Below are 12,695 nucleotides of genomic sequence, written 5' to 3' on the forward strand. Positions count from 1 at the left end.
AAAGACATTCATAATGATATATACTACAATTTGTCAAACTCAGATGCTACAATTTGGTTAGATGCTGTAGTAGAAGCTACAAGATTTAGTATTGTCTTTCAGGAATCAACAACACTAGGAATAAACGAAGTGTTTTTAAGTGATGTTCATTTAATTTATGACGACACTACAAACATACTAACCATCAAAAATCTTGAAGTAAATGAAATAGAAAAGCTGTCCATCTATAATTTAATTGGGCAAGAAGTCTTTAAAAAAACAAAAAATGATGCTCGTTTAACAGTAAACATTAGTGAGTTGAAAAATGGAGTTTATGTTCTAAAAATCGAAACTGATAGAGGTATTAAAAACTTTAAATTCATCAAGTACTAAATATTTGATGAATTAGTCTTGGGCAATATTTAGAGAGGTAATTTTAACTAAAGACCTCTCTTTTTTATTAAGCTAATTTCATACCTTAAAATATCTCTAAGAAAGATTCTACACTTACACAGTTTATGCGACACTACTGGATTCTTGTTGCAAACTGTTGCTGATTTCATGGTTGCTTTTATGAACTATTTAAAAGTCAAGGGTAAAGAAAAAAGCGACATCGATGATGCCGCTTTAAATGTTTTCACAACGGAATAATCCTTATTGTGAAATGCTTTCATTTTGTATTGGCAATATACATAAAAAAAAGTTTAAAAAAGTATGGTTTTCCGTAAGGATAGTAATAACTTTTACTTCATTTTTATAAAATAATTCTTCATGTTCAGTGAAGTAGAATCGAGAAAAAAATTAAAGCATTTCACAAAATACACTTCATTCAAATCAATGATGTGTATAAAATAGCCAAACAAACTTATTTGCCAGAAATTCGCTTTGGACACGAAATTCGAAACCTCATGCATTAGGTTCTTAACTATTTTCAACAAATATATATAAATTATATATGAAGTGTATGAGTTTTTTAAATTATTTTTTTAAATTGTTAAAAATTATATTACATGAAAAAAATTCTAGGGTTAGATTTAGGAACGAATTCCATTGGTTGGGCGTTGGTAAACGAAGCAGAACATGAACATGAGCAATCAAGTATTGTAAAATTGGGTGTTCGAGTTAATCCTTTGTCAGTTGATGAAAAAACAAATTTTGAAAAAGGAAGGCCATTATCTATAAATGCTGATAGAACAAGTAAAAGAAGTGCCCGTAGAAATTTACAGCGTTTTAAACTCAGAAGAAAAAATCTTATAAATTTATTATTGAAACATCATATCATCAGTAATGAAACAATATTAACCGAAGTTGGTAAGAACACAACACACCAAACATTAAAATTGCGTTCAAAAGCTACTCAAGAAAAAATATCACTAGAAGAATTTGCTCGTATACTATTATCTATTAATAAAAAAAGAGGCTATAAAAGTAGTAGAAAAGAAAAAAATGAAGATGAAGGCTTTACGATTGACGGAATGGCTATTGCGAAGGAATTATATGACAATCAATTAACACCTGGACAATATGTATATAATATCCTTCAAGATGGTAAAAATTACATTCCAGACTTTTATCGATCGGATTTGCAAGCAGAATTTGATGATGTTTGGCAATTTCAAAAGAAGTTTTATTCTTCAATCTTAACGGATGAGTTCTACTTAAAGTTAAAAGGACAAGGAAAAGAGAATACTCGCAAACTGTTTTTAGCAATTCATCAAGTATATACCGCAGAAAATAAAGGAAAACGGGATGCCGTAAAATTACAATATTATAAATGGAGAAGTGAAGCTGTAAAAAAGCAGCTCTCTATTGAAGAAGTAGCGTATGTATTGGTTGAAATTAATAACAATATCAACAAGTCAAGTGGATATTTAGGAGCAATTAGCGATCGTAGTAAAGCCTTGTATTTTAATAATGAAACGGTTGGAGAATATTTATATGGTCAGTTAGTAAAAAATCGGCATAATTCACTAAGAAATCAGGTGTTTTATCGTCAGGATTATTTGGATGAATTTGAAAAAATTTGGGAAACACAAGCTAAATTTTACGATGAACTTACCAACGAATTAAAGCAAGAAATTCGAGATGTTGTGATATTTTATCAACGTAAATTAAAATCACAAAAACACTTAATTTCTGACTGTCTATTTGAAAAACATCACAAAGCAATTCCAAAGTCTTCTCCGTTATTTCAAGAATTCAAAATATGGCAAAACCTTAATTATTTAGAATTTGTACACACGCAAAGCAAAGAAAAAATCTTTTTTAGTGAATTGGATGATGAAACAAGGCAGTTTGTTTTTGCAGAATTGAATATAAGAGGTACGTTAAAAATAAAAGAAATTAAAAAACTAATTGGTCTAGAAACGCCAGTATATTGGAAGTCTAATTTTGATGAAATTGAAGGAAATCGAACCAATCAAGTGTTGTATAATGTATACCAAAACATTGCAGATGATTTAGGTTATGGTTTTGATTGGTCTAAAAAACATGCCTTTGAAATTAATGCGGAATTACAAGCAATTTTTAAAGATGTTGGTATTGATACTGCTATTCTAAATTTTGACGCATCAATTGAAGAAAATGATTTCGATAAACAAAAAAGCTATCAATTATGGCATTTATTATACTCGGCAGAAGATACTGACAAGGCAACTGAAGAAGATAAATTGATATATGGAAATATCAATACAAAACTAAAAAAACAGCTTCATCAGAAATATGGCTTTGAAGCCAAGTATGGTAATTTATTAGCTAACATTTCTCTACAACAAGATTATGGAAATCTTAGTGCGAAAGCTATTAAAAAAATACTTCCATACTTGGAAAGTGGAAATAGCTTTTATGAAGCGTGTACTATTGTAGGTTATAATCCTTCTAATTCTTTGACCAAAGAGCAACAACAAAACAGAAAATTGAAAGATAAATTAGAACTATTACCTAAAAATAGTTTACGTAATCCTGTAGTCGAAAAGATTTTAAATCAGAAAGTAAATTTAATTAATCAATTGATTGATGAATATGGCAAACCTGATGAGGTTCGTATAGAATTGGCACGCGAACTCAAAAAATCAGCTAAACAACGTGCAGACTTATCAAAACATATCAATGATGCTACATTAAAAAATCAAAACATTCGGAAAACTCTCCAAAAAGATTTTGGGATACAAAATCCTTCTAAAAATGATGTAATTCGTTATAAACTATATGACGAACTAAAAGATAATGGATACAAAACTTTGTTCACAAATAAATATATACCTAAAGAGCAATTGTTCTCTAAAGATGTTGATATAGAACATATTATACCTAAAGCAATTTTATTTGACGATTCTTTTTCTAACAAAACTTTAGCTTACAGAAATGTAAATTTAGCTAAAGCAGACGCTACCGCTTTTGACTTTATCTCTAGTAAACACTTGGATGATTTAGATAATTACAAAGCAAGAGTAGAAACATTATTTCAATCAAAGCGAATTAGTAAAGGGAAATACAAAAAGTTACTGATGACACGGCAAAATTTGCCTGAAGATTTCATTGAAAGAGATTTAAGAAATAGTCAATATATTGCTAAAAAAGCAACAGCAATGCTCAAAGAAGTATTTCGATCAGTCGTTCCTACAAGCGGAAGAATCACTGACAAACTTCGTGAAGACTGGGACTTAGTTAATGTAATGAAGGAATTGAATTTGCCTAAATATAGAACTCTAGGATTGACCGAATTCATTGAACGTAAAAATGGAAATAAAATAGAGCAAATCATTGATTGGACAAAGCGAAACGATCATCGTCATCACGCAATGGATGCTTTAACAGTGGCTTTTACTACGCATAATCACATACAATACTTAAATAATTTGAATGTAACTCATGGATTGAATGGAGTTGATACCGATCATGAGAAAAGCAGACTATATGCTATAAAACAAGCCATTACTAAAGTATATATAGTAGGAAAAACTAAGAAGCGAAAATTTATTCCTCCAATGGAGAACTTCAGAAGTCATGCTAAAAATCATTTGGAAGGAATATTAATCTCTTTCAAAAACAAAAATAAAGTAGTAACAAAAAATAAAAACAGAACCAAGACAAAAACGAAAGGAGTATTTAATGAAAAAATTCAGTTGACGCCAAGAGGTCAGTTACACAAAGAGACTATTTATGGTCACGCAAAGAAAGTAATTGTGACTAAAGAAAAAGTGTCAAGTAAGTTTACACACGAAAAAATACTACAAGTAACTAAACCAGCTTATCGAGAAGCTTTATTAAAAAGATTAGCTAGTTTTAAAAACGATCCAAAAAAAGCTTTTTCAGGAAAAAATGCGTTGAGTAAAAATCCTCTATATTTTGATATAACAAGTGGAAAAAAAGTTCCCGACACAGTTAAATTAAGTTATTTTGAAAACTCATATGTAATACGAAAAGAAGTAAATTCTGATAATTTTAAGAATGAAAAAAGTTTACAAAAAGTTTTAGATGTAGGTATTAGACGTATACTAGAAAAAAGACTTGCTGACTATAATGGAAATGCTAAAGAAGCCTTTTCAAACTTGGAAAAAAATCCTATTTGGAAAGATAAAGAAAAAGGAGTTTGTATAAAAAAAGTTCGCATTGAAGCTCTCAAAAATGCAGAACCATTACATGTTAAAAAAGATCATTTAGGAAAAATAATTTTAGATGATGAAAATAAAAGTACTCCAGTTGACTTTATAAGCACAGGAAACAATCATCATGTTGCTATCTATGAAGATAAAGACGGAAAACTGCACGACAAAGTAGTGTCATTTTATGAAGTTGTTTCACGAGTTAATTTAGGTTTACCAATAATTGACAAATCATTTAATTCACATTTGGATTGGAAATTTTTATTTTCAATGAAGCAAAATGAAATGTTTGTATTTCCGTCGGAAGATTTTAACCCGAAAGAGATTGATATAGGAAATCCAAAAAACAATGAGCTTATTTCTAAATACTTATTCAGAGTTCAAAAGTTTTCAAAAGTAACTTATGGTAACTCTGCTGTTAGAGATTATGTTTTTAGACATCATTTAGAGACTGAATTAATAGATAAAAAAGAATTAAAAGGAATAACTTATTATCAATTAAAAAGCATAGGAATGCTCGAAAAATTGGTAAAAGTAAGAATCAATCACATCGGAAAAATTGTACACATAGGAGAATATTAAAAAAGTTAAGTTATGATAAAGCGTACCATTTACATTGGTTCCCCCGCTTATTTAAAACTCAAACAAAAACAATTAGTAGTAGAAAATCCTGAAGACAAAAGCATCAAAGGCACGGTTCCTATTGAGGATATGGCATTACTGATGCTCGACCATTATCAAATTACACTAAGTAACCAATTAGTAATAAAACTTCAAGGAAATAATGTTGCCATCATAAGTTGTGATGCGCATCATTTGCCATTTGGCGTAATGCTTCCTTTACATGGACATACAGAACACTCAGATCGTGTAAAATATCAATTAAAAGCTTCTGAACCGTTAAAAAAGCAATTATGGAAGCAAACAGTGGAACAAAAAATAAAAAATCAACAGACACTTTTAAGATTGAATGAGAAGCCATACGAACAAATGGATTTGTATTGGCAAAATGTAAAAAGTGGAGATACGACCAATTGTGAAGGGAAAGCAGCACAACACCATTGGAAGCATCTATTTGAAAACTTTACTAGAGAGCGTTTTGGGCATTCACCTAACAATATGCTAAATTTTGGATATGCTGTATTGCGAAGCATTGTAGCGAGAGCGTTGGTGTCAAGCGGATTGTTACCTGTATTGGGAATTTTTCATCGTAACAAATACAATCCGTATTGCTTGGCAGATGATATAATGGAGCCGTACAGACCTTTTGTAGATAAAATGGTATACAACTATGTCACACAGTATGGAGTTCCCGAAAAACTTTCAAAAGATTGCAAAGCGTATTTATTAAATATAGCTACTCAAGATGTATGGATTGATGGTTTAGAAAGACCACTGATGGTAGCAGTAACCACGACGACAGCTAGTTTATACAAATGTTACTACGGAGAATTACGGCAAATAAAATATCCTGAACTTGATTAATAACTTATGATATGTTACTTGAAGCAAATCGTTACAACGCATACAGAATTATGTGGGTATTAGTATTTTTTGATTTACCAACAGAAACCAAAAAAGAGCGACGAGCTGCATCTCAATTTCGTAAAAAATTGATCGATGACGGTTTTACCATGTTTCAATTCTCTATATATCTTCGTCATTGTCCTAGTAGAGAAAACGCTAAAGTTCATACAAAACGAGTCAAGCAGATGCTACCCAAACAGGGGAAAGTCTGTATCTTAGAAATAACCGACAAACAATTTGAAAAAATGGAGTTATTTCATGGTGTAAAAGAAGTTGACATCCCACAACCCGTGCAACAATTAGAGCTATTTTAGGATTAAAAAAATCAATTAGTTTTTAATGTATTCATAACAAAAAAGGTTTTTTTTAAATTCTAAAAAGTAATCCCGAAGTATTGGTATTACTCAATAATTCGGGATTGACCTTGTGATTGCTCACGTAAAATTACAAAATGAAAGCAGTTCACAACAATAATCACTTCACAGGCTGAATGGTTTTTCTTGTGATTGCTCACGTAAAATTACAAAATGAAAGCAGTTCACAACCAGACGAAGAATTGGAACTTCTAAATAATTCTTGTGATTGCTCACGTAAAATTACAAAATGAAAGCAGTTCACAACTATTTTTATTCCTTTCGATAAAAGAAATACCTTGTGATTGCTCACGTAAAATTACAAAATGAAAGCAGTTCACAACACTTAGGTAGCATCAATATGGATTATCTATCTTGTGATTGCTCACGTAAAATTACAAAATGAAAGCAGTTCACAACCAATACCAATTTCCAAACGAGAATTACAACCTTGTGATTGCTCACGTAAAATTACAAAATGAAAGCAGTTCACAACTGCTCAGATTGGAATCATGTCGATTTATCACTTGTGATTGCTCACGTAAAATTACAAAATGAAAGCAGTTCACAACAAATAAACATGAAGTGATTTGTGATTTTGTCTTGTGATTGCTCACGTAAAATTACAAAATGAAAGCAGTTCACAACATGGAGTTGGATAACGAGATTAAATCGGCACTTGTGATTGCTCACGTAAAATTACAAAATGAAAGCAGTTCACAACAAAAGGGATTTAATAAAAATAGCTAGTGAACTTGTGATTGCTCACGTAAAATTACAAAATGAAAGCAGTTCACAACAGAAATTAAAATAATCAATTAAAGGTCTTTCTTGTGATTGCTCACGTAAAATTACAAAATGAAAGCAGTTCACAACCCTCCTAGTGTTACTTTATTCATTTTCTTTCTTGTGATTGCTCACGTAAAATTACAAAATGAAAGCAGTTCACAACTCCTGAGTACTAACCTTACTATAATAATTTCTTGTGATTGCTCACGTAAAATTACAAAATGAAAGCAGTTCACAACTCTTACTGCCAGTTTTGCAATAGCGTTATCCTTGTGATTGCTCACGTAAAATTACAAAATGAAAGCAGTTCACAACGACGGATACAATCGTATTTCGTAAGGTTTCCTTGTGATTGCTCACGTAAAATTACAAAATACTTACTCATACAAATCAAATTCCTTATTAGTTTCAATCTCTATAAATCTAGGAACTTCACTCACAAAGTAATTCGGAATGCCTTTGTTGGTCTCTATGTAAGTATAAATTTGTGGTAATGTGATTTCGTCTTTTATATATTGCTTAATTTTATCACGCACCTTTTCTTCATTGGTTTTCTGTTTTCTTCTTGCACCTGCTTTTGTTGCTCTTTGTTGCTTTCTTGTTGCTCGTAAATCTTTATATTTTTGATACTGTTTGAGCCATTGAAGCGTATACGCAAATCCGCCTTCACTTGCTTTTTTTCGTGTTGGGTCAAAATAAATACATGGATAGTGAATACGATATACTTTTTTACTGTTAAAGAAACGTTTTGCACGATTTATTCGGTAGACTAAAAAGCCAAACATGTACAATAAGGTTTCTTTTCTTGGAATGCTTCCGTTTGGATTACGCAAGTATTCATCATCAATATGAATATATGCATTATGCCAACTTCCATAATACACATTCATGTCTTTCCAAATAGGTGCTGCCATTTTCAAAAATAGTTGTAACAGTAATTCTCTATATTCTTCTCTTGACATAGCTCCTTTGATCGCTTCTACTTCCAAGCGTTTATTCATATTGGAAGCTGAAAAGCTGTAAGTATCGTAATGATTTGCTGTTAATGCTTGAAACAATTCACTTCTATACTGTATTTGACTCCGTAAGTACTCGGATAAGCAGTTTTTGGGGAAAATTTCGCCGCCTAGTTTGCCTGCGTTTTCATTGGAAAATTTTATGCGATCATCCTTTTTGGGGATCTTGTGAGGGTTCTTGTTTTTGCTACTATTTTCAGTAGCAAATGAAAATACTTCCGAATTTTGGGAATGGTTATCAACATTCCCTACTTTCTTTATTATTTCTTTAGTAAATGTTCTTGTATCTTCACTTTTATCACGAACTTTTTTCGTTAAAAAATCCGTAACAGTTTGATTGTCATCTGAAGTCAAAGATTTATCATGCATTTGAAAAATGGCTTCATTGATAAAGAAATGAACAGGTTTTTTAGTTCCGTGAAAACTGTAATCGGTAATAATTCCTGCATCACGTAAACGATATATATGATTTTGGACTGTACGAGAAGAATATAAAATTCTACGTTCTCCGTCATTGGTTAAATGTGCAATCGCTGTAGCGGTAATTTTGACTTTTGGAAAGCTAACTGCAAGATTGGTATCTAATGCTGTTAAATGCTTTCTAAGTTCACTTAACTGATTTCCATATAACCATAAGATAACTTCAAAAGTACGCTCATGCATGGCTTTTATTTTAGAATACTTTCTTTTAGGAAGTAATAACATATTTCCGTTAGTAGATGCTACTAAGGAATTATAATCTTTAATAGAAAGCCATTTCACTTTTGAATTCTGTTGCTGTCTATTCTCAAAATTAAATTGAGCAGTAACGGCTTGTTGTTTTAAATTATAGGTTGCAATAAATTCTTGAACGCTTTTGTTGTAAACAGAAACTTCTTTGTTCAGTTCTTTTACTGAGTCATTATAAGAATTCACAAAGCTTCTATAACGTTTCAACATCTGTAAACGATCTTCACTTAATATATAAGGACGTAATGTTTTCTTTGGAATTCGATCTTTAATGATAATGAAGCTACTACCATTTTGAACTGTTGCTGTACTATTATGAGCATGCTTCATTATTAATATCTTATGAAGCGATTAATAATGAAGCATGCTCATTTACAAACAGGCTAATTTCTCTTAAATCTTCGATCAAAAAGTTCGAGCTTTGAAAGTTCGGGGTCACAAGACAAAGCCTTACTAGAAATAGTAAGGCTTTCTTGTTTTTATAAGCTTTATATATTAAACGGGGAACTTTACTTTTATTTTTTTTAAGCATAAATTATGAATACTACCAATGTGCGAATGCTTTTTAGAAATTTCTGAAGAATATGTTCCGTCTTCTACTTGTTTTCCAATTTTCTTGTAGGCTTCTCTAAAGGAAACACCATTCATTACCAAATTATTAATACTATCTACGGTAGTAAGATACTTGTACTTTTCATCAGTAAAGTCAATTTCCTTAAGTTGTACTTGCTTGATGGAATGATTTAAGATTTCTAAAACATTTTTTAGGTCTTCAAAAGCAGTAATCATATGTTCTTTTAAGAGCTGAAAATCTCTATGATAACCACTTGGCAAGTTATTTGTAATGAGTAATACCTCTGTATATAATGCCTGAATTTTGTTGCATTTTCCGCGAATTAATTCAAAAACATCAGGATTTTTTTTATGTGGCATAATGCTACTTCCAGTTGTCAATGCATCAGGGAAAGCAATGAAATCAAAATTTTGACTCATATACAGGCAAACATCCATAGCAAATCGAGCTAAAGTATTTGCTAAACTTCCTAAAGCCATTGCCACAGTTCGTTCACTTTTTCCTCTGCTCATTTGTGCGGCAACAACATTATATTTTAAAGTGTGAAAACCCAATACTTCTGTGGTAAAATTTCGATCAATCGGAAATGAACTTCCATAACCTGCCGCTGAACCTAACGGATTTTGGTCTACAGTTTTCAAAGCTGCATCTAACAAATATACATCATCAATTAATAATTCTGCATACGCAGAAAACCACAATCCAAATGAAGAAGGCATAGCAACTTGTAAATGTGTGTAACCTGGCAAGAGAGCTTCTTTATATGCGTCTGCCAATTGTAGCAAAGTATCAAATAATGTGTGGGTTTTATTTTTAATACTATTTAAATTGTCTTTGTAAAACAAATGTAACGCCACCAAAACCTGATCATTTCTAGAACGTGCCGTATGAATCTTTTTTCCAACATCGCCGTATTTTTGAATCAGCTCATATTCAATCTTAGAATGTACATCTTCAAAATGTGAATCGATTACAAAAGTTCCATCGTTTATTTGTGCAAGTAAAACCTCCAACCCTTCAAGAAGTTGTTGTAATTCTTCTGATGAAATAATTTCAATCTTTTCTAACATTTTGGCATGTGCTATTGAAGCCAATATATCATATTTGGCAATGTATATATCAATCTCTCTGTCGTTTCCCACCGTAAATGCTTCTATCGTTTTATCGATATCAATTCCTTTATCCCAAAGTTTCATATTTTTTTGATTTTAATAGTTGGTATTGAATATTGAGAAATGTTCTTTTGAAAAATCTCAATATTAATAGCTCACAGCTCAACACTACTTTTATACAATTTCTTTCAATATTTTAATATATAGCTCAATGCCTTCCTCAATTTCCTTCAAATAAATAAATTCATCTGCAGTGTGCGATCGCGTACTATCGCCTGGACCTAATTTTAAAGACGGACAAGTTAATACAGCTTGATCTGACAGCGTAGGAGAACCATATGTTTCTCTGCCTAATTTTATTCCTGCTTGCACCAACGGATGTTTCTCTGGAATGGAAGAAGAATTCAATCGTAAACTTCTCGGAATAATTTCAGAACAAGGCGATTTTTTCTTCAATATATCCACAACTTCTTGATTTGTATACGCATCATTTACACGAACATCTACAACCAATTTTACATTTGCAGGAACTGCATTGTGTTGTTTTCCTGCATTAATTTGCGTTATGGTCATTTTTACATCGCCCAAAACCGAAGAAGATTTCTCAAAAGTGAATTCTTGAAACCATTTCAAAACGTCTATGGTATTATAAATGGCATTATCTGTATTTGGATGTGCAGCGTGACTTGGTGTTCCTTTTACAACAGCATCAAAAACAACCAACCCTTTTTCAGCAATTGCAAACTGCATCAATGTAGGTTCGCCAACAATTGCTACATCAATTTTAGGAATGATAGATAACATACTATTTAAACCATTTTCTCCACTACTTTCTTCTTCTGCGGAAGCGACAATCACAAGATTGTATTGCAAATCCGATTTCGCATAAAAATAAGTGAATGTAGCGATAAGAGAAACCAAACAGCCGCCAGCATCATTACTTCCCAAACCATAGAGTTTTCCGTTTTCAACAATGGCTTTAAACGGATTTTTTGTGTATCCATTGTTTGGTTTTACGGTGTCGTGATGTGAATTTAATAGCAACGTTGGTTTGTTTTCGTCAAAATGTAAATTAGTTGCCCAAATATTATTATTCTTTCTTTTAAAAGGAATTTCATGCTGTTGAAACCAATTTTCAATATGCTTCGCCGTACCTTCTTCTTCAGAAGAAAAAGAAGGTGTTTCGATAAGCTTTTTTAGCAATACAATTGCCTCGTTTGTTAGTGTTATAGAGTTCATTTTTGAATTGTTGTGTGTTTTGTATTTGTATGTAAAAGCATTGCCGATTTTCCAATGTGGACTTTTTTAACTTGATGCGCTATTGCATGAAAACAATTGGTGAGTTTAGGGAGCATTCCTTCAGAAATATTATTGCCTTCAAGTAAGGTTTGATAGGTTTTAGAATCAATTATTTCAATCACAGAATTATCCTTATTGACATCTTCTAAGACACCATTTTTTTCAAAACAATAATACAATTCTGTTGCATAGGCATTCGCGAAAGCAATCGCCAACTCAGAAGCTACTGTATCTGCATTGGTATTTAATAATTGACCATTTTTATCATGTGTAATCGCGCAAAAAACAGGTGTGATTCCGTGATTTAAAAGTAGTTTTAGAGTTTTAATGTGTACTTTTTGAATATCGCCTACAAAACCATAGTCAATCGTTTCTACAGGACGTTTTATAGCTGTAATACTATTGCCATCTGCGCCAGAAAATCCAATAGCATTGGTGTTTCTAGCTTGCAATTTTGCGACAATTGTTTTATTAATTTTTCCTGCATATACCATTGTAATAATATCTAATGTTTCAGCATTTGTAATGCGTCTTCCATTCATTATTTGTACTTCAATATTCATTTGTTGTGTAAGAGTTGATGCAGACTTTCCGCCACCATGTACTAAAATTTTAGGTGTATTTAATTTAGAAAAATCATCCAAGAAAGCATTCAAAGCAGTTTCATCATTAATAATATGTCCGCCAATTTTTACAATTTTTAATCGTTCCAT

The 12,695-nt window shown here is 31.5% G+C and carries 8 protein-coding genes and 1 CRISPR repeat array; of the genes, 4 read left to right on the plus strand and 4 right to left on the minus strand.

All coding sequences use genetic code 11. The features are described from left to right. The 4 genes from KAOT1_RS02185 to cas2 all read left to right on the plus strand — a co-directional run. A partial coding sequence (locus KAOT1_RS02185; RefSeq protein WP_007093043.1) for a T9SS type A sorting domain-containing protein occupies window positions 1–372 on the plus strand: 372 nt, incomplete at its 5' end. Between the two features lie 617 nt (window positions 373–989). Beyond that, window positions 990–5,165 (plus strand): type II CRISPR RNA-guided endonuclease Cas9, encoded by a 4,176-nt coding sequence (gene cas9 / locus KAOT1_RS02190; RefSeq protein ID WP_007093045.1) that lies wholly within the window; start codon window positions 990–992, stop codon window positions 5,163–5,165. Between the two features lie 12 nt (window positions 5,166–5,177). Then, window positions 5,178–6,068 carry a type II CRISPR-associated endonuclease Cas1 gene (cas1, locus tag KAOT1_RS02195; RefSeq protein WP_007093046.1) on the plus strand — a complete coding sequence of 297 codons (891 nt, stop codon included), beginning with the start codon at window positions 5,178–5,180 and terminating at the stop codon, window positions 6,066–6,068. Window positions 6,069–6,079: 11 nt separating this feature from the next. Then, window positions 6,080–6,424 carry a CRISPR-associated endonuclease Cas2 gene (gene cas2, locus KAOT1_RS02200; RefSeq protein WP_007093047.1) on the plus strand — a complete coding sequence of 115 codons (345 nt, stop codon included), beginning with the start codon at window positions 6,080–6,082 and terminating at the stop codon, window positions 6,422–6,424. 109 nt (window positions 6,425–6,533) lie between these two features. Then, a CRISPR array of direct repeats spans window positions 6,534–7,567; the repeat unit is 46 nt; unit sequence CTTGTGATTGCTCACGTAAAATTACAAAATGAAAGCAGTTCACAAC. Window positions 7,568–7,629: 62 nt separating this feature from the next. Here cas2 and KAOT1_RS02205 read toward each other — a convergent pair. From KAOT1_RS02205 to argB, 4 genes are all read right to left on the minus strand, one after another. Next, window positions 7,630–9,327 (minus strand): hypothetical protein, encoded by a 1,698-nt coding sequence (locus KAOT1_RS02205; RefSeq protein WP_007093050.1) that lies wholly within the window; start codon window positions 9,325–9,327, stop codon window positions 7,630–7,632. 165 nt (window positions 9,328–9,492) lie between these two features. Further along, window positions 9,493–10,767, minus strand: coding sequence for an argininosuccinate lyase (gene argH / locus KAOT1_RS02210; protein ID WP_007093051.1), 1,275 nt, complete (start codon window positions 10,765–10,767; stop codon window positions 9,493–9,495). 90 nt (window positions 10,768–10,857) lie between these two features. Continuing rightward, the gene (locus KAOT1_RS02215) at window positions 10,858–11,922 is read right to left on the minus strand and encodes a M20 family metallo-hydrolase (protein WP_007093052.1); all 1,065 of its coding nucleotides are present in this window, start codon (window positions 11,920–11,922) and stop codon (window positions 10,858–10,860) included. Further along, window positions 11,919–12,695 carry an acetylglutamate kinase gene (gene argB, locus KAOT1_RS02220; RefSeq protein WP_007093053.1) on the minus strand — a complete coding sequence of 259 codons (777 nt, stop codon included), beginning with the start codon at window positions 12,693–12,695 and terminating at the stop codon, window positions 11,919–11,921. The genes KAOT1_RS02215 and argB overlap by 4 nt, the downstream gene beginning before the upstream one ends.

This window comes from Kordia algicida OT-1 (genome assembly GCF_000154725.1).
In the GTDB taxonomy this organism is placed as follows: domain Bacteria; phylum Bacteroidota; class Bacteroidia; order Flavobacteriales; family Flavobacteriaceae; genus Kordia; species Kordia algicida.